An 18,171-nucleotide genomic window follows, 5' to 3' on the forward strand; every position below is an offset into this window, starting at 1 on the left:
TAGACAATATATTTAAATTTAGGATTGGATTTATTCCTTATTTAAAGATTTTTAAAATTTTCTTTACAAAGTTGTCAAGGTATTTCCATGAGTGGAAAGGAAGAGTTTAATCCAACAATAAACATAGAATATAAAGGAAAAATTATAACCTCTAATCAAATAAATATCCTAAAGGCTATTCTAAGGACAAAATCTCAAAACAAAGCAGCAAAGATGTTAAAAGTCCCACCTTCCTCAATAAATATACAAATAAAAAGGCTCGAGAGTAAGTTAAATACTAAATTAATCTACTCATCTCCCTCTGGGACAATGCTAACTGAGGAAGGCATAAGAATCATAGATTACTTTAACTCAATACAGAATAGGTTGAATGAGGGGGAATTTATTGCTTGTGGATTTGTTAGTGGGGAAATTGGGAGAATCTTGTTTGATGATGTTATCATTTCCTCATTTGATAATGTTTTAAAGTTATACAACATGGGATTGACAAAGATCATTGGTGTTGATGATCCATATTGGAGTTTTAGAGTAATGGATAGTAGGTTTTTAAGGAGTGAGGGTGGATTAGGTGTTGAGAGTGAGGGGGAAGTTTATCCAGTTGCTTATGATTACTTTGTTATGGTTTATAAGGATGAATTTGATTTCAAAAATTTGGTTGGGATTAGATATTCTGCCCAAAGGATTGTGTGGAAGATATTAAAGAATGAGGGCATATCATTTAAAATAACAAAATGTGTCAAAAATCCATTTCAAGCCATTGAATCGGTTGAAGAGGGATATAGTTTATTTTTAAATAAGAGTTTTTCAAAATATATTAATAATTATAACATAGAAGAGCCAAAATTCTATGAAAAAACAAAACATACCATAAACTTTATTGGTGATTTAGAGGGGATGAATGAATTAATTGAAAAGAAAAAGAAAGAAATTAAAAATGCTGGATTTGAGGTTATCTGTTAATTACTGTGGTACTTTACCCCCCGGCACCATAACGGTTAATTTAACTTGCTTAACTCCTTTTTGGGCAGTTAATTTATCAGTTAATTCTTTTATTTGCTTTGCATCTCCTCTAACCAATATAACTTCCATACAGTGGTCGTGATCTAAATGCACGTGGAGAGTTGCGACAATAATATCTGTATAGTCGTGCTGAATCTCTGTTAATTTTTCTGTAACATCTGACATGTGGTGGTCGTAAATAACATTAATTGTTCCGGCTCTTTCCCCCTCTAAGCTGTGTATCCACTTGTGCTTTATTATATAATCCCTTATAGCATCCCTTATTGCCTCACTTCTACTTGCATAACCTCTCTCTGCAATAATTTCATCGAATTCGTTGAGTAATTTTGTTGGGAGGGATATACTTATTCTATCCATGTCCACCATATTACTACCCCTTTATAGTTTTTACGATTCTTCATTAATAATAATTGATAATATATATTATTAACTGATATATAAATTCTTGCATACATCATAATACCAAATGGTGATACAATGAGTTTGATAATAGGATATTATGGAAGAAATGGGGCTGTATTAGGTGGAGATAAGAGAAACATTATGTTTAGGGGGGATATAGAGAAAAGAAAAAAGCTTGAAGAGATGTTGTATAATGGAGAAATTAAGGATGATGAAGAATTATTAAAGAAGGCAGAGGAATTTGGTATTAAACTACACATTGAAGACAATAGGAAAAAGGTTAGAAAAATAGGAGATGATGTTTTAGTTGGGGAGGTAAAGTCCATTGGTATAGATTCTGAAAGGAGAAGAGTTTACTTAACAAAAGGAAAATGTATAATTGTTGATGTATTTAATGATGAAATAAGAAACAAATGGACAAAAACGGGTTCTGGAGTTGTAGTTTTTGGAAATAGATATGTAAAGAAAATAGCTGAAGAGGAATTTAGAAAAGCTGGATATAGATTAACTATGATGAGTTTGGAAGAAATTAGGGATTTAATTGAAAATATCTTCAAAAAATGCAATACTCCTTCAGTGAGTAAGGGATATGATATTATATACACAACAAAAGAATGCAAAAATTTAGAGGAGGTCGTAAAGAAAGATTTAGATGCATTATTTGAATACAGAGAAACCTTAAGAAAAAAGATGATTGATTTTGGTAAAGTCATGACTATAGTGAATAAGATTGTAAAAAATGGAGAGATTGGAGTAATAAAAAACGGAAAACTTGTTCTATATGACAAATACATAGCAATAGACAAAATTTGCCCAAATCCAAAAATGTTTAATGAGATAGAGGTTAAGGGAGACGTTGAGGATGGTGATGTAATAGTCATTGAAAATGGAGAGATGAAGGTTAAGGGAAAGAACACGCCTGTTTTTGTTGATTACACTATCTGTGAAAAATAAAATATATTGCGTTTGTGTTATTAGTTTCCATCTCCCTATGGCTCTAATTGAAACTTTAGAAAAGTTTCGTCAAAATGGGATGCATTGCTTCGCTTCGCTCAGCAATGCCTCTTTTAGATAAAAATAAAATTTCCATCCTAAGGGTGATTTTAACAAATAACTTAATTTTGATAAAAAACTTCTTTTTTCTATTTTCATCCTTAAGGGCTGATTTTAACATGGTGGTGAAGAAAGTTATTATTATGAAAAATTCTTATTTCCATCCCCCTATGGGTCTGATTTTAACATGGTTAATAAAAAATGTTATGGATATTTGGTTTTAAAAATTTCCATCCCCCTAAGGGTCTGATTTTAACTGGATATAATATACCTTTAACATCTACATACCAATTTCCATCCCCCTAAGGGTCTGATTTTAACAAAAGGTATCATGTATTCTCTAATTATTTTGATTATTCGCAATCATTTCCATCCCCCTAAGGGTCTGATTTTAACACGAATGATAAGAGCCTTAAGGTTCGCATGCAAATTATTTCCATCCCCCTAAGGGTCTGATTTTAACAGGACAATATTTTGCTCCTTTTCCTATATAAAGTTTTCTATTTGCTTGAGGTTGTCGAAAAATACGAATACTATAAATAATAGTAATAATAATTATGAGCGGCAGAAAAACCAAAAGAAAAGGATACTGGAAAGCCTACGATAAGAGGTTTAAGATATTCAATATTAAGTACACTTATGATTTTGTTTCATTTATTATAAATATTTTACTTCCATATAAAGAAAAACGCAAAGTAGGAAGGCCTTTAGCTATAAGTTACAATGAATATATAGCTACTCTAATAATAAAACACATTTTTAGAATTAGTTTAAGAGATTTAGAAACTCTTTCCGATTATTTACATAAAAAGCATATAGATAGCTCCACATACGGAAAAGCTTTTCAGAGGATTAAAATAAGCGATTTAACTAAAATAATCGTTGGATTACACTTAATTATTGCTAATTCGTTAAAATCATCGGTTATAATTTACATAGCTGATTCCACTGGAGTCCATTTATTAAGAGTGTATTGTGAAAGAATCAGAGTTGTGAATAATGAAATAAAAAAGGTAAAGTATCGGGTTTTTGACAAAATGCACGTATTAGCTTGCTATTATAAAGATTATGGATTAATTTCGATTGTTATGGTAAAATGGGATAATGGATATAGTTCAGACAGTAAAAACTTACTAAAAATGATAAAATCTTTAGATTTTGTGAAAGGTGCGATAATATTGTTGGATGGTGGTTACGATGATGAAGATTTACTTAGAGAGTTGTTATCCATAGACCTCATTCCAATAGTTAAAACAAAAGAGTTTAAATGGGATTACGGTATTTCTAAAATCAGAAAGAAAGTTAAAAAATTGTTTGATAAGAAACTGTATAAAATTAGAGGGGTAATAGAAGCGATATTTGGAGGGCTAAAAACTAAATTTAGATTAACTCTAAATGAAAAACTACCTGAAAGTAGATGTAGAGCTACTTTAGCAGTAGCAATCGTTCATAATATTTTAACACTAATGAGAGTTATTAGTATTAGAGAGTAATATTTAAATTCATTGATGAAATAATTTTTCGACAACCTCTATTTGCTTCTTTTTGGGACGTTAATTTTCGAAGGGGTATTAACAGTGTTCATTTATATACCTCTGCACTTCCCTAAAAATCGTTTAAAATCGAAATAATTTTTTAAAATCTATTTAAATCGTTAAATAAACCCTATCAATCGGGGAAAATTTGAAATATAATCTATTAGGTTTTTAAATTAAAAAATCTCAATAAATCCTTAAATTTAAATACCCAAATCTTTCAAAATAAAGCACCCTCCGAAATTTGATAAAAATCCATAAAATTAAAAAATAACTCCTAAAAATCAATTAAATCAAAAAATAAAAATTTTTAGCGAGGGAAGGGTAGTAATACTTTTCATGAATTTTATAATACTAAAATCCAAATCTTGGAATATAATGGCAAACCCTGGGGTTTTTGCTGTTAAATTTGGAATGGTTTCAGCCATTATTTTCCACTTATCAATGTCACTATTAAATAACTCATATAAATTCTGCAAAACAACTATAAAACTCAAAAGAATTCTAATTTTTTTCCAATCAACTTCTCAACATCAATATTTCCACTTTTCATTTCCAGCATTGCGTTTGAGTAGTTTTTGCATTTGTATGTTCTCCATGGTTTTAGGTTTTTCACGACTTCAACAACTCTATTATCTTTAAGAAATATTACATCTATTGGATATTTCATAAAAAAGGTGTGAATGTGGAGTTTTCTGTTTTTGTATAGGAAAAGCATTGCTTCATTATCTTTAATATCCTTAAACATCAGTCCAAATGCTCGTTTTAAAAAATTATCTGCCAGTATTATCTTATATTCTTTATCATCCAATTTAACTTTTTTTATTTTTTTATTTGTCATAATTTCCCATTAACGCTTTGGGTGGTATGGGACAGGTATGTATTGAACTGAAGGTCTCTGATTTACTGGTTGTTGGTATAAATCAAACAACTCATAGACCTTCTTCGGAACGTTGGTATTAACTTCTATTCCCAACTCCCTTAATTTTTTAACCGTCAATGGATAATCGTGTGTCCATTCTCCATGTGATAATGTCTTAGCCAATTTTCTTGCTTTCTCTTCGTCCATCTTATCCTTTAACAACTCAAACACAAACTCCTCAACTTGATTAATTGCCTTTTTTGAAATATCTGCTAAGATGAGAGTTTCATCATCCAACTCATCAGCATGTTTCATCTCTAAGGTTTTTAATATGGATGCTGCTGGATATTGACCAATCTGAGGATCTACTGGGCCCATGACGGCATTTTTATCCATTATTATCTCATCCGCTGCCAAGGCTATCAAAGTTCCCCCACTCATTGCGTAGTGTGGAATTATTGCCGTTGTTTTTGCTTTATGCTCCTTTAAAGCCATTGCTATTTGTTCTGCCGCTAAAACCAAACCCCCCGGTGTGTGGAGGATGATGTCTATTGGCATATCATCTGGTGTCATCCTAATAGCCCTTAACACTTCTTCAGAATCCTCAATACTTATAAACCTGTATATTGGAATTCCAAATAAAGCCAATTGCTCCTGTCTATGAATTAAAACAATAACTCTTGTTTTTCTCTCTGCCTCTAATTCTTTTATGCACTTGTATCTCTGTAACAATCTGAATTTAAACATCATTTGTGGGTAGATTAGCATGAATATGAAAAACAACCAAAATAAACTGGAAAGCGGATCCATGATCTGCACCTTATTCCATATTTTCAATATTTAATATTTAATTGTTGTCACAATAATATTTAAATATCAGTATACCAATACCAAATTAATGTATTTAAATTATAATAACTATTTATGAGGTGTGCCAATGAGCAACATCAATGTAAACACCATTAGGATTAAACCTTTATTCTCAAAATCACTCCCATTACCTGATGAGACTATGGCTCTCAAATATGTTGTATTGGAGCCTGTGGGATTTCCTATAAAAGTAAATAGCGAGAAAGTTAAAGTCACTACTGATGATCCAAAATTATTCAATGTTTATGCGAGAGACCAGTGGGCTGGCGAGATTGTTAAAGAGGGTGATTATTTATTCGACAATACAATCATCCCTGATTATGCATTTAAAGTTATCTCAACATACCCAAGAGAAGGTGGAATTGTAACAAAAGATACTTTATTCAAATTAGAGACTCCAAAAGTTGTTAAGAGAGACTTTAAAAAGGCGAGATTTAGTGATGTTATTGGTCAAGAAGAGGCAAAGAGAAAATGCAAAATTATTATGAAATACCTTGAAAATCCAAAATTATTTGGAGAATGGGCTCCAAAGAATGTCCTCTTCTACGGCCCTCCAGGAACAGGGAAGACCTTATTAGCGAGAGCATTGGCAACAGAGACCGATGTTCCACTCTTCCTAATAAAAGCACCAGAATTGATAGGGGAACATGTTGGTGATGGTTCAAAGCAGATTAGGGAGTTATATGAAAATGCCTCAGAAAATGCTCCATGTATTGTGTTTATTGATGAACTTGATGCCATAGCATTGAGTAGGCAGTATCAATCATTAAGAGGAGACGTTTCTGAGGTAGTTAATGCTTTATTAACTGAACTCGATGGAATTAAGGATAATGAAGGGGTTGTAACCATTGCCGCAACAAACAACCCAAATATGCTTGACCCTGCAATTAGAAGTAGGTTTGAGGAGGAGATTGAGTTTAAATTACCAAATGATAAGGAAAGATTAAAAATTATGGAACTCTATGCAAAGAAGATGCCAATTCCAATTAAGGCAGATTTGAGAAAGTATGTTGAAAAAACCAAAGGTATGAGTGGTAGAGACATAAAAGAAAAATTCTTAAAACCTGCATTGCACAAGGCAATATTGGAGGATAGGGATTACATTAGTAAAGAGGACTTAGATGCTGCATTAAAGAAAATCCTTGGGGATAAAAAAGAACCATTACACTTGTATGGATAAATCTGTTATATTCCTTATTCTTTCTTTTCTTCTTTTTTATCTTAGTATATTTATATATTCAAATTTATTATTTAATTTAATACTTAAAAATGTTGTTCTTATAAATTAAAAATTAATATTGAATTATTGCGTATTAACAGTCATAACAAAGGGAAATCATGATACCAGTATTTGTTAATTTGGAAGGTTTTAGAGTTGCTATTTTTGGATTTGGAGAAGTTGGGAAAAGAAGAGCAAAGAAGTTATTAAAAGCAAATGCAAATATAGACATCTATTCAAAAACATTTGATGATGAAGAATTTGAAAAAAAGATTAATTTTATAAAATGCGATGTAAATGAAATATCTGATGGAGATTTGGAAAAAATTATTAAGAAATATGACATAATAGTTACTGCAATTGATAAAAAAAACAATGAGAGGATTGTAAAAATTGCGAGAAAGTTGGGAAAGTTTGTAAATTCCGCCACATTTGAAGATGAGGCGAATTTGATTATTCCCGCATGTACTGAGGTTGATGGCGTTTTATTTGCAGTGTATACAAAGGGAAAAAGTCCATTAATAGCAAGAGAAATAAGAAAGTTAGTTGAGAGTTATCTGTTGTATCATGAGGAAGATTTAATCATTCAAAGTTATGTAAGAGAGAAATTAAAAGAAAAAATTAGTAACCAAAAGGAGAGAAAGGAAATCCTTGAAAAATTATTCAAAAACGATGAATTTAAAAAGGAGTTATCAAAATTAATTGGAAAATATGGAAAAATTGAAAATCATTTATAAGAGTGTAGTGAGGTTCTCTATGTTCTTTTACCTAATTTTTAGAGTTCATGAAATTTTTATGCTAAAGGTTGAATGGTGATTCTATGATTCTACTCAAGGCAGATTATAAAAAATACCCCACATCGAAACTTGAAAAACTTAGAATGGATGAAGATGAGTTTTATGAGAAGTTTGATGGGTGTGTTTTGTTGCAGACGTGTAATAGGGTTGAGATATATTTTGATGTTGACAATCTTGATGAAATAGATATTGATGTTGACAAATTTGATATTTTGGAGGGAGATGAGGCAGTATTGCACCTTTTAAGATTAGCATCTGGATTAGAGTCAATGATTGTTGGAGAAGATCAAATACTCGGGCAAATTAAGAAGAGTTATTTAAAAGCAAAGGAATTGAAAAAAACAACTAAATTCCTTGACACAATTTTTTTAAAGGCGATACATGTTGGGCAGAGAGTGAGGAGTGAGACAAAAATAAATGAGGGCGGAGTTTCAATTGGAAGTGCTGCTGTTGAGTTGGCAGAGAAGATTTTTGGATTAAAAAATAAGAACGTCCTACTAATCGGTGCTGGGGAAATCGGAACACTTGTGGCTAAGGCATTAAAAGAGAGACATATAAAAGCCATCATAAAAGCCATCATTATAGCAAATAGAACATATGAAAGAGCAGAACGTTTAGCAAAGGAATTGAGTGGTATTGCAATACATTTTGATAAGTTAAAAGAGGCATTGAAATATGCGGACATTGTTATAAGTGCCACAGGAGCCCCCCATCAAATTTTAACTAAAGAAGATTTGGTGGATGTTGGAGAGACAATAATCATCGATATCGCTAACCCAAGGGACGTTGATGATAGTGTTAGGGAACTCCCCCACATTAAGCTTTTTACCATTGATGACTTAAAACTCATTTCCGAAGAGAATTTGAAGAAAAGAAAGGAGGAGATTCCAAAGGTTGAAAAAATTATAATGGAAGAGTTTGAGAATTTGAAGAGACAAATTAAAAAACTTGAAATTCAGGACTTTATAAAGAATTTCACAACCTACATTGAAAGTATTAGGAGAAAGGAAGTTGAAAAAGCAGTTAATATGCTAAAAAATAAAAACAAAAGTCCAGAGGAAATTTTGGAGAACTTTTCAAAGGCATTCTCTAAGAAAATTATCTATGATTTTGTAAATGTTATTGAAGAGAGACACTTGCATGGAAAAGATTTATTTGTTGAAGAGGTTATTAAAGAAATATGTGAAAAAACAAAGTATAGTTCATAAATAAATGAGGGAAGAATATGAAAACTCTAAATGAAATCATAAAAATTCTAAGATGCATAAAAAAGAATTAAAAGAAAAATACAAAATTAAATCTATTGAGATTTTTGGTTCTTATACAAGAAATGAGCAAAAAGAAACATCGGATGTTGATATTTTAGTTGAGTTTTATGAAGCTCTTGATTTAATTTAGAATATTATTTATCTGATTTATTAATATTGTAAAGAATTCACAAATAACTATAAATTGAAAATGGTGACAAAATGCCAAAGAATAATGATGAAATTGTAGAAAAAATGATTAAAGGCGAAATAAAACCTTACCAACTTGAGAGCATGTTTGATGCAAAGAAAGCAACGGAGATAAGGAGAAGATTTATTGAAAAGGTAACGAACACAACATTTGGCTATATAGATAAATACTCAATAGATGAAGAGATGGCAATGAAAAAGAATATAGAAAATATGATTGGGGCTATTCAAATTCCTCTCGGCTTTGCTGGACCATTAAAGATTAATGGGGAGTATGCAAAAGGAGAATTTTACATACCATTGGCTACAACAGAAGGGGCTTTGGTGGCGTCTGTTAATAGGGGATGTTCAGTTATCACCAAATGCGGTGGGGCAACAGTTAGAGTTATAGCGGATAAGATGACAAGAGCCCCAGTAATAAAAACAAACTCCGTTGTTGATGCAATAAGGTTGAGGGATTGGATAAAAGAGAACTTTGAAAAAATAAAAGAGGTTGCTGAATCCACAACAAGGCATGGAAAATTAATTGATATAAATCCAATACTCATTGTTGGGAGATATGTTTATCCAAGGTTTGTCTATAAAACTGGGGATGCTATGGGAATGAACATGGTCACAATTGCAACAGAAAAGGCATGTAACTTTATTGAGGAGGAATTAAAGAAAGAGGGAATAACTGTCCATACTGTTGCTTTGAGTGGAAATGCATGTGTGGATAAAAAACCCTCAGGAATAAATTTAATTGAAGGAAGAGGGAAGAGCATTGTTGCGGAGGTATTTTTAAAGGAAGGATATGTCCAAAAGTATCTAAAAACAACATCAAAAGCAATAGAGCAAGTGAATATGTATAAAAACCTTATTGGTTCAGCAATAAGCAATTCAATGGGGTTCAATGCACACTATGCTAATATTATTGGTGCTATCTTTTTAGCAACTGGGCAGGATGAGGCACATATTGTTGAGGGTAGTTTAGGGATAACAGTTGCTGAGGCAACAGAGGGGGGATTGTATTTCTCAGTCACACTTCCAGATGTTCCAATTGGGACTGTTGGAGGAGGAACGAGGGTGGAAACGCAGAGGGAATGCCTTGAAATGCTTGGGTGTTATGGAAGTGATAAGGCATTAAAGTTTGCTGAAATTGTTGGGGGAGCGGTTTTAGCAGGAGAACTCTCATTACTTGGAGCATTGGCAGCAGGGCATTTGGCAAAGGCACATGCTGAATTGGGAAGATAATTTTGGTGAATTTTTATGAGTAGGGCAGTTTACGAAATTTTGGAAATAATGGAAGCATTGAAAAGACACAAACATACAATAGGCTTTACAGCATTTGTGTTCGTCTCTGCCTTTATATTATCATATATTTTAATACACCAATCTGAATATTTGAGGTATTTCGGGGAGTTAATGTATAGCAATTTTAGAGATAAGGTAAGTTCTCTTGGAATTTCAAAAGAGACACCATCATTAGTTTTAATTTTAGTTATATTATCCAACAATATTTCAGTTGCAATCATTAACTACATTGGAATGATTATGTCATTAGCTATTTTAATTGTTAATGCCTTTTTATTGGCTTATGTTCTTTATATTTCAAATCCTCTGGATTTCTTTTTGCTAATTGCTCCCCACGGAATCTTTGAGATTCCTGCATTGATACTTTCCGCATCAAGTGGTTTGGTATTGTTTAGAGGAATTTTATGCCTGATAATCTCAACAATTAAAATAAAACCATTAAAAAAGCACTTTGAATACAAAAGAGAAGATTTAAAAGATTCGTTAAGGATATTTTTGGTGTCAATTTTATTGTTTGTTATTGCTGCTGTAATTGAGGGGACTATAACTAAACTTATCTCAAATTGGGTATAAAATAAAAAATGGACGAAAAATAAAAGTAAAAAATAAAATAAATTGAGAAATAAAGTAGATTGGAATTATTTCTCTTTTCTATATTCACTTATGTAATACCTAAGTATCCCAGCATTTGTAAGCCATGTTGTCATTAAATCCGCTATCAAACCAATTAACAATACTGCTGCAATGTTTTTCAACGTCTCTGCAACTGGGACAAAGAAAGTAACAACCAAATAAAGCACCATCATCGCCACAATGGTTGTTACTGACATCGTTATTCCTGTTTTCATAGCATCTTTAATTCTCTCATCTAAACCGTCAGATTTTCTTTTCAGTACTCTTGTTGTTAGCATGATGTCAGTATCAACGCTATAACCAATGAGCATTAACAATGCGGCAATTGTTGCAGTTGAGAGAGGAATGCTAAATAAACTCATTCCCCCAAGTGCCAATATAATATCCGATAACGCCGCAAGAATCACGGCACCACTTGGTATTGGGTTTCTAAACACAAAGTAAACCACAGCGGCCATGAACAAAAATGCAAATCCTACTGCTTTAATCCCTTCTTCCCAAAACTTCTCACTTAGTGAAGGTCCAATTTGTTTTTCACCATAATCTAACTTACTTAAGTCATCAACACCAAAGAATTCTTTTAATACTTTTCTAACTTCGTCAATATTTGTGTTTTTATCCACTCTAATAACAATAAATGTTCCTGATTGGGATTCAAGTTTTTTAACTTCTGCATTTTTTAGGATTTCTTTTAGTTGTTCAATATTGGTATCTTTGGGGGCTTTTATGGTAATTTCTGTTCCTCCAACAACATCAATACTCTTTGGAATGCCATGCACTGCTACAAAAATAGCGGAAAGAAGGGTTAGTATTATTGGAACTATTGTCAATATCTTGTAGTTTATTTTCATCAAATTCCCTCCACCAAAAATATTAAAAACAAGGATTTAAACAAATATCTTATAATCAAAACCTTATTTATAAGAAACTTTTAAAAAGTTTAATCAAAGGGTTGGGATGTAGGGGCTTTGCTTATAATTTTCTCTTATGAGGTTATTCATTACAAACACTTTTCGGATATACTATAAATATTTTAGTGTTAAAAGCCTTCAAAGGGTGGGTAACATAAAGCTCAAAAAAATATGCCTTTTGCTTTTAATAATGTTGTTTTTGAATACTGGGTTTGGAATATCCTTTGAGAAATATGAAGTAGTGTGCGATGTGGATGCAAACAACAATGTCCATGAGACCATAACACTCTTAATATTCAACAACAATTCTGAAGATATTAAGGATATAACCTACATCGTTCCTCAAACACTAAAAAATTTGGAGGTTTATTCAGACAGGGGGGTTAAATCATATTCTGCAAAGTTAATTGAGGGAGCCACTGAGATATATATTGAATTAGAAAATCCAATAAAAAAGGGAGAACGTGGAGAGATAAAGTTAGAATTTGATAGCAATAATTTAGTTTGGGATAAAGAAAATGGGGAAAAATTACTGTCTATAAGTGTCCCAGCCGTTAAATCAAAGTTTGAATTAATTATAAAACTCCCCCCAGGAGCAGCGGTAGTTTCCCCCCAAGGATTCCTAAGCATAACTCCACAAGGTTATGTTGTTGACACAGATGGGAAAAGAATCGTTATTAAATGGGAAAAGGTACTGGAAAATGAGAAATCATTCACAGCAACAGTGGCCTATGCAATAATCACAAAGCCCATAACCAACAATACATTAACTTATGGGTTTGTAGGTGTGTCTTTACTATTGATGATTTCAATAATCTTCCTTGTAATCACAACAAGAAAAAACAAACTATACAAAAACAAAATAAGTGAAATGCAAAATGAGATTGAAAATTTAAGTAAAATTTTGGAGAAAAAAGATGAAGAAGTTAAAAAATTAAATGAGATAAATAACTTATTAAACAACGATTTAAAAAATGTAAATAAGAACATTGAAGCATATAAAAAAGAAATTCTTGAAAAAGACAATGAAATAGAAAAAATTAAGGAAGAATATGAAAAATGTTTAAGGAAAATTGAAGAATTGAAAAAAGAATTATCAAAAATTGATGAAATAAAAGATGAACTTGAAGCATATAAGGAATTGTCAGAAAGATACAAAAAAGAACTGGAAACACTAAAGGACTCAATAAACAAAAAAGACGAATACATAAAAATGTTGGAAAACAAAATTAAAGAATATGAATCCAATAAGAGAGACATATTAATGAATGTTTTAACAGATGAGGAGAAGGAGATTATTGATTTAATAGCAAAGCATGGTTCAATAACGCAAAAGGAAATTGTTGAAATTACTGGAATGACAAAACCTAAGGTTTCACGTCTTGTATCTGATTTGGAGCAGAGAGGCATCATAAAAAAGATAAAGATTGGAAGGATAAACAAACTGATCCTTTCTGAAGATGTTCTGAAGGAAAATGACTAAAATACTTAATTTTTCTTAAAATAATTAATTATTTTTTAAACTTTTAATGGAGGGGTTGTTATGAGATATCTAAAATTAATAACAATAATACTAATACTAATTCCATGCATTGACGCATTAACAATTGGGGAAAAGCCATCTTTAGTTGATACTGTAATAATTACCAATGACAATTGGGCAGATTGTTTGGCAGTAGCAAATTACGCGTATCAATCAGATGCCATAATCCTCCAAACGGAAAAAGACAATCTAAATCCAAAAGTGGAAGAGATAATAAAAATCGTTAATCCAAAAAATATAATCATTATTGGAGGGCCAGAGGCAATATCTGAAAATGTTGAGAGAAAGTTGGAGAAATACGCCCCAACAGTGAGAATTTGGGGAAATGATAGGGCAGAAACTTTTGAAAAAATAATTGATTATCAATTAAAAAATAAAAAAGTTTCAAATGAAAGCATCTATCTAAATTACTGCCTTGTGAATGGTTATGATTTTGATGATGTTGTCACTGTTTCAAATTTCTATGTGCCATATTATGCATCTTTAAAAATCTTAAACCCAAAATATACAATTAGAGTTTATGAGAATGATACTGTTAAAATCTATGAAATGCACAAAAACCACAAAATATTTGTTGGGGAATATAGCAAAGATTGTGTATTTGAATTTCCTGGAAAGATTATAATATTTAAAAAACCAAAGTATAATGTAAAGTATTGCTACAACAATAACCTCTGTAAATTTGGATATGAGAAAATAGAGGTTAGGGATTTTAGAGAAGGCATCTTAATAACTAAAAATACACCAACTGCTATGCTATTATCAAAATATCTTAAAGTCCCAGTAATATTAGATGGGCACACAATTATATACTTGGAAGATGACCCTATCGAAAGCAGTATTGCAGTTGCAGTTGATATCCTTGTATTAAAAAAGGCAAAAGAACTTTATGAAAATAGTGGAAATGCAAAACAGGCAATTGATGAAGCAAAAACACAACTTTGGGCTAAAAAATTACCAGTTGAGAAATATAACATTCCCTACGAATATGCTAGGAGGTATATTGAAAAATAAAATTGAGGAATAAATATTATTTATGGTATAAAAATATTCTATCTTGCGAATACATTGAGATATTTGTGATACCTTCATGTTATTATGTTCATGTTTAATAATGATATCTCTTATGGAAGCTGAACGATGGTGAAACTTATGAAAATATTAATCTCCGTTTGTGGGGAAGGGTTTGGACATACGACAAGATGCATTGCAGTAGCAGAAGAATTAAAAAATCACTACGATATAGCATTTATTGCCTATGGAAAAAGTAAAAATTACATTGAATCTCTTGGGTATGAGGTTTTTGAAACATATCCGGAAATCAAATTAACGGGGTATGAGGGGAAATTTGATATTAAAAAGAGCATATTTAATAAGGAATACAACCCAACTAAGGCAATTAAAAGGGAAAGGGAAATAATAAAACACTACAACCCTGATTTAATAATCTCCGATTGCAAGTATAGCACTATTATAGCATCAAAGTTCTTAAAAAAACCCTACTACATTATAACAAACCAAAACTACACAAAAACTGATAAAAAAGAGAAGTTCATTGTTTATCCTGTTATGAGCATGTTGAATGTTATTAACAGGTCTGCTGAGGAGGTTTTAGTTCCAGATTTGCCTTTGCCTTACACTATATGTGAATACAACCTAAAAATTATTGATAATTTAGAGTTTATTGGGCCTTTAATAAGATACAAACCAAAAAATATCAAAGATGGGGGCTACATATTGAGTGTCATTGGTGGATTTGAGTATAGGTATAGAATTTTGAAGTATTTAGCAGAAATTGCAGTGAAAAATGATTTAAATGTTAAATTGGTTTGTGGAAGTTGGGGGGTAGGGAGAGAATTGGAAAGTTATGTAAATAAATTAACGGATAATCCAAAAAATATTGAGATAATCCCATTTACGAATAATATGGAAAAGTTAATAAAAAACTGCTCCTTTATAGTGTGCCATGGTGGACATTCAACAATAATGGAGGGTATCTCATTCGGTAAGCCACTCATTGTTATACCTGACTTAAACCACCCAGAGCAGGAAAACAACGCCAAGAAAGTGCAAGATTTAGCATGTGGGATAACTATTTCTCACAACGAAATTGAAAAATTGGAAATGGCTATAAATGAAATTCAAAACAACAAAATCTACGCTGAAAATGCTAAAAAACTTAAAAAACTCTGCAAACAATACAATGGAAGAGAAAATATAAGAAAGATAATATCTAAGAGGCTAAAACGCAAAAAAAGGAATCTAATGACACGCATAAAGCAAGAGTATTTAAGAACAATACATAAAATCAGAACAAAAATATAATACATTTTTGGAAATCAAAGTTTTCAAAATACATGTGGATGCTTAGGGCGGTGAAATAATGAAAATATCTGTTCTCTCAGGAGGAACTGGAACACCAAAACTCATTCAGGGGTTAAAAGAGGTTATTCCACAAAAAGATATTTCAGTTATCGTCAATACTGGGGAAGATACCTGGATAGGGGATTTATATTTGTCTCCTGATGTTGATACCGTTTTATATACTTTGACGGATTTGATAAATGAAGAAACATGGTATGGAATAAGGGGAGATACATTCTACTGCCATGAACAACTGAAAAAACTTGGATTTGATGAGGTTTTGAGGATTGGGGATAAAGATAGGGCATTAAAGATGCATAAAACACATTTCCTTAAAAAAGGCTTTAAGTTGTCAGAAGTTATTGATATGGAAAGGAAGGCGTTGGGTATTGAGGCAGAGGTATATCCTATGACGGATGATAGAGTTGAGACAAAAATACTTGCAAAAGAAGGTAATGAGAAGGTACTTCTTAAATTTCATGACTTTTGGGTTAAAAGGAGAGGGAATGTTGATGTTGTTGATGTAATTTATGAGAATGCACAATATGCAAAAGGATGTGAAGGGGCATTAAAAGCAATAGAAAAGAGCGATTTTGTTTTAATTGGTCCCTCAAACCCCATAACATCAATAGGTCCAATATTGAGCATTAAAGATATAAAAGATGCTTTAAATGATAAGTTTGTTGTTGCAGTTTCCCCAATTGTTGGAGATAAAGCAGTCAGCGGTCCTGCTGGAACTTTAATGAAAGCTAAAGGGTTAAGTGTTGATGTTTTAGGGGTTTATGAGTTTTATAAGGATATTGTTGATGTCATGGTTATTGATGAGGTTGATGCAGATAAAGCAGATAAGATAAAATGCGAAACATTAGTAACAAACACTATTATGAAAACATTAAATGATAAAATAAATCTTGCAAAGGCAATATTAGAGTTTATTAGAGGTTATGGTTGTTTGTGTTAGATATTGGACATTAACTTTTAAGAAATTCTACGAAGTCATTATGCATTATTTCAAAATTTAAGGAAGAGTAAGAGTTATTTAAAATTTTTTATTATTTTATGTAAACAAATGTAAAAAAATTTCGCAAACAACTAAATTGTGAGATTATGAAACCTACGTTATTAGTTACAACACAGCCGGGGTTTGAAGGTTATTTAAAGGAAGAGTTAAAGACCCTAAGCATAAAGAAAATTATAAAATACACTATGTTTAGAGGACTTTTAAAGGTTTTATCTGAAAGCCCATATGAAACTATTGAGGCAATAAAGAAGGAAAAGGATAAATTTAAATTTTTGATGCGCGCTGTTCCATTGGAGGTTGAGTGCCCATCAGATTTGGAGAGTATAAAAGAAAACACCATTTTTTTATTAAAAAGGAAATTATTAAAAAATAAACTAATTACTGGAAAATCTTTTGTCGTTAGATGCAATAGAAGAGGAAAGCATAAATACACAAGTGAAGAAGTTGAGAGATTTATTGGAAAAGAGGTCTTAAAAAGTTTTGATTTAAAGGTTGACTTAAAAAACTACGATTTTAAGATAAATATTGAAATTCTTCAAGATACTGCATACATCTCAATTTTTGATGATAATTTTAATGAATTTAGGCATGAAGAGAACATAAAAAAATCAAAATACTTAAAAAGATACATAGAGAGACCATTAAACAGGTCAGAAAGAAAGATGAGGGAATTGGTGGAGAGATATCCTAATATATTTGATGTTGATGTGGTAATAGATATTGGCTCTGCTCCTGGTGGCTGGGCAAAGGTATTGGCAGAGAATGCAAAAGTTGTTTATGCAATAGATACTGGGGAGTTAAAGATAAAAAAAGATAACATCATCCACATAAAAAAGAGAGCGGAGGACGTTGAGGATTTACCACAATGCCAACTACTAACCAACGACACCAATCTATATCCAGAAGAATCTGCATTGTTAACGGTTAAATTGTCAAAATTTTTGGAGGAAAATGGCTATATAATCCACACAATAAAATCTGAAAATAAATATAACGTAAAAGAAGATATCGATAAGGTTAAAAAAATCTTTGAAAATGCAAATATAAAGATATTGAAGATAATGAATTTAAGGGCAAATACCAAAAATGAAGTAACGTTAATGTGTCAGAAAAGAGCTTAAGATTTTACCTAATTTTATCTAAAATTTCCGAAAAATTTATATACCCTTTTATCCAATTTAAAAATATAAA

The 18,171-nt window shown here is 31.4% G+C and carries 17 protein-coding genes, 1 pseudogene and 1 CRISPR repeat array; of the genes and pseudogenes, 14 read left to right on the top strand and 4 right to left on the bottom strand.

What is annotated here, in order from left to right; translation table 11 throughout:
• Nucleotides 1-87 precede the first annotated feature (87 nt).
• Nucleotides 88-960 (top strand): helix-turn-helix domain-containing protein, encoded by an 873-nt coding sequence (locus tag METIG_RS07460; protein ID WP_013799605.1) that lies wholly within the window; start codon nucleotides 88-90, stop codon nucleotides 958-960.
• On the opposite strand, the gene nikR is transcribed toward METIG_RS07460, so the two are convergent.
• A complete protein-coding gene (nikR, locus tag METIG_RS07465; RefSeq protein WP_013799606.1) occupies nucleotides 961-1,386 on the bottom strand; it encodes a nickel-responsive transcriptional regulator NikR in 426 nt (141 codons plus the stop codon). It lies immediately after the preceding gene.
• Nucleotides 1,387-1,497: 111 nt separating this feature from the next.
• Between nikR and METIG_RS07470 the strand changes: the two genes are divergently transcribed.
• Nucleotides 1,498-2,376, top strand: a complete 879-nt coding sequence (locus METIG_RS07470) for a DUF2121 family protein (protein ID WP_013799607.1) — start codon at nucleotides 1,498-1,500, stop codon at nucleotides 2,374-2,376.
• Between the two features lie 255 nt (nucleotides 2,377-2,631).
• Nucleotides 2,632-2,939: direct repeats of the CRISPR family, unit length 32 nt; unit sequence ATTTCCATCCCCCTAAGGGTCTGATTTTAACA.
• 93 nt (nucleotides 2,940-3,032) lie between these two features.
• Entirely contained in the window at nucleotides 3,033-3,968 is a 936-nt protein-coding gene (locus tag METIG_RS07475; RefSeq protein ID WP_013798476.1) for a transposase, read from the top strand.
• A gap of 535 nt (nucleotides 3,969-4,503) precedes the next feature.
• Here the strand turns inward: METIG_RS07475 and METIG_RS07480 are convergent.
• Nucleotides 4,504-4,851 carry a DUF192 domain-containing protein gene (locus tag METIG_RS07480; protein WP_013799608.1) on the bottom strand — a complete coding sequence of 116 codons (348 nt, stop codon included), beginning with the start codon at nucleotides 4,849-4,851 and terminating at the stop codon, nucleotides 4,504-4,506.
• A gap of 9 nt (nucleotides 4,852-4,860) precedes the next feature.
• On the bottom strand, nucleotides 4,861-5,682 hold the full coding sequence (locus tag METIG_RS07485; protein ID WP_013799609.1) for an SDH family Clp fold serine proteinase: 822 nt from the start codon (nucleotides 5,680-5,682) through the stop codon (nucleotides 4,861-4,863).
• A 127-nt stretch (nucleotides 5,683-5,809) separates the two neighbouring features.
• Between METIG_RS07485 and METIG_RS07490 the strand changes: the two genes are divergently transcribed.
• From METIG_RS07490 to METIG_RS07515, 6 genes and pseudogenes are all read left to right on the top strand, one after another.
• Complete coding sequence (locus METIG_RS07490) at nucleotides 5,810-6,922, top strand: AAA family ATPase (RefSeq protein WP_013799610.1); 1,113 nt, start codon at nucleotides 5,810-5,812, stop codon at nucleotides 6,920-6,922.
• Between the two features lie 158 nt (nucleotides 6,923-7,080).
• Nucleotides 7,081-7,698 (top strand): precorrin-2 dehydrogenase/sirohydrochlorin ferrochelatase family protein, encoded by a 618-nt coding sequence (locus tag METIG_RS07495; protein ID WP_013799611.1) that lies wholly within the window; start codon nucleotides 7,081-7,083, stop codon nucleotides 7,696-7,698.
• Nucleotides 7,699-7,781: 83 nt separating this feature from the next.
• Complete coding sequence (hemA, locus tag METIG_RS07500; protein WP_013799612.1) at nucleotides 7,782-8,966, top strand: glutamyl-tRNA reductase; 1,185 nt, start codon at nucleotides 7,782-7,784, stop codon at nucleotides 8,964-8,966.
• A gap of 17 nt (nucleotides 8,967-8,983) precedes the next feature.
• Nucleotides 8,984-9,153, top strand: a pseudogene (locus METIG_RS07505) (nucleotidyltransferase family protein); the annotation flags it as partial.
• A 74-nt stretch (nucleotides 9,154-9,227) separates the two neighbouring features.
• Nucleotides 9,228-10,448, top strand: coding sequence for a hydroxymethylglutaryl-CoA reductase (NADPH) (gene hmgA / locus METIG_RS07510; RefSeq protein WP_013799614.1), 1,221 nt, complete (start codon nucleotides 9,228-9,230; stop codon nucleotides 10,446-10,448).
• A 15-nt stretch (nucleotides 10,449-10,463) separates the two neighbouring features.
• A complete protein-coding gene (locus METIG_RS07515; protein WP_013799615.1) occupies nucleotides 10,464-11,081 on the top strand; it encodes a stage II sporulation protein M in 618 nt (205 codons plus the stop codon).
• Between the two features lie 65 nt (nucleotides 11,082-11,146).
• Here the strand turns inward: METIG_RS07515 and METIG_RS07520 are convergent, their stop codons facing one another.
• On the bottom strand, nucleotides 11,147-11,992 hold the full coding sequence (locus tag METIG_RS07520) for a protein translocase subunit SecF (protein WP_013799616.1): 846 nt from the start codon (nucleotides 11,990-11,992) through the stop codon (nucleotides 11,147-11,149).
• Nucleotides 11,993-12,230: 238 nt separating this feature from the next.
• On the opposite strand from METIG_RS07520, the gene METIG_RS07525 reads away from it, so the two are divergent.
• From METIG_RS07525 to METIG_RS07545, 5 genes are all read left to right on the top strand, one after another.
• Entirely contained in the window at nucleotides 12,231-13,535 is a 1,305-nt protein-coding gene (locus METIG_RS07525; RefSeq protein ID WP_245527603.1) for a DUF7343 domain-containing protein, read from the top strand.
• A 60-nt stretch (nucleotides 13,536-13,595) separates the two neighbouring features.
• On the top strand, nucleotides 13,596-14,609 hold the full coding sequence (locus tag METIG_RS07530) for a cell wall-binding repeat-containing protein (protein ID WP_013799618.1): 1,014 nt from the start codon (nucleotides 13,596-13,598) through the stop codon (nucleotides 14,607-14,609).
• 138 nt (nucleotides 14,610-14,747) lie between these two features.
• On the top strand, nucleotides 14,748-15,920 hold the full coding sequence (locus METIG_RS07535; RefSeq protein WP_048055591.1) for an MJ1255/VC2487 family glycosyltransferase: 1,173 nt from the start codon (nucleotides 14,748-14,750) through the stop codon (nucleotides 15,918-15,920).
• Nucleotides 15,921-15,978: 58 nt separating this feature from the next.
• Nucleotides 15,979-16,920 carry a 2-phospho-L-lactate transferase gene (cofD, locus tag METIG_RS07540; protein ID WP_013799620.1) on the top strand — a complete coding sequence of 314 codons (942 nt, stop codon included), beginning with the start codon at nucleotides 15,979-15,981 and terminating at the stop codon, nucleotides 16,918-16,920.
• A gap of 146 nt (nucleotides 16,921-17,066) precedes the next feature.
• Complete coding sequence (locus tag METIG_RS07545; protein ID WP_013799621.1) at nucleotides 17,067-18,101, top strand: THUMP domain-containing protein; 1,035 nt, start codon at nucleotides 17,067-17,069, stop codon at nucleotides 18,099-18,101.
• Nucleotides 18,102-18,171 lie beyond the last annotated feature (70 nt).

It is taken from the genome of Methanotorris igneus Kol 5, assembly GCF_000214415.1.
Classification (GTDB): domain Archaea; phylum AGJL01; class Methanococci; order Methanococcales; family Methanococcaceae; genus Methanotorris; species Methanotorris igneus.

Coding starts and splice junctions, on each gene's coding strand:
- METIG_RS07460 (WP_013799605.1), top strand. CDS start 88: ATGAGTGGAAAGGAAGAGTTTAATCCAACAATAAACATAGAATATAAA.
- nikR (WP_013799606.1), bottom strand. CDS start 1,386: ATGGTGGACATGGATAGAATAAGTATATCCCTCCCAACAAAATTACTC.
- METIG_RS07470 (WP_013799607.1), top strand. CDS start 1,498: ATGAGTTTGATAATAGGATATTATGGAAGAAATGGGGCTGTATTAGGT.
- METIG_RS07475 (WP_013798476.1), top strand. CDS start 3,033: ATGAGCGGCAGAAAAACCAAAAGAAAAGGATACTGGAAAGCCTACGAT.
- METIG_RS07480 (WP_013799608.1), bottom strand. CDS start 4,851: ATGACAAATAAAAAAATAAAAAAAGTTAAATTGGATGATAAAGAATAT.
- METIG_RS07485 (WP_013799609.1), bottom strand. CDS start 5,682: ATGGATCCGCTTTCCAGTTTATTTTGGTTGTTTTTCATATTCATGCTA.
- METIG_RS07490 (WP_013799610.1), top strand. CDS start 5,810: ATGAGCAACATCAATGTAAACACCATTAGGATTAAACCTTTATTCTCA.
- METIG_RS07495 (WP_013799611.1), top strand. CDS start 7,081: ATGATACCAGTATTTGTTAATTTGGAAGGTTTTAGAGTTGCTATTTTT.
- hemA (WP_013799612.1), top strand. CDS start 7,782: ATGATTCTACTCAAGGCAGATTATAAAAAATACCCCACATCGAAACTT.
- hmgA (WP_013799614.1), top strand. CDS start 9,228: ATGCCAAAGAATAATGATGAAATTGTAGAAAAAATGATTAAAGGCGAA.
- METIG_RS07515 (WP_013799615.1), top strand. CDS start 10,464: ATGAGTAGGGCAGTTTACGAAATTTTGGAAATAATGGAAGCATTGAAA.
- METIG_RS07520 (WP_013799616.1), bottom strand. CDS start 11,992: ATGAAAATAAACTACAAGATATTGACAATAGTTCCAATAATACTAACC.
- METIG_RS07530 (WP_013799618.1), top strand. CDS start 13,596: ATGAGATATCTAAAATTAATAACAATAATACTAATACTAATTCCATGC.
- METIG_RS07535 (WP_048055591.1), top strand. CDS start 14,748: ATGAAAATATTAATCTCCGTTTGTGGGGAAGGGTTTGGACATACGACA.
- cofD (WP_013799620.1), top strand. CDS start 15,979: ATGAAAATATCTGTTCTCTCAGGAGGAACTGGAACACCAAAACTCATT.
- METIG_RS07545 (WP_013799621.1), top strand. CDS start 17,067: ATGAAACCTACGTTATTAGTTACAACACAGCCGGGGTTTGAAGGTTAT.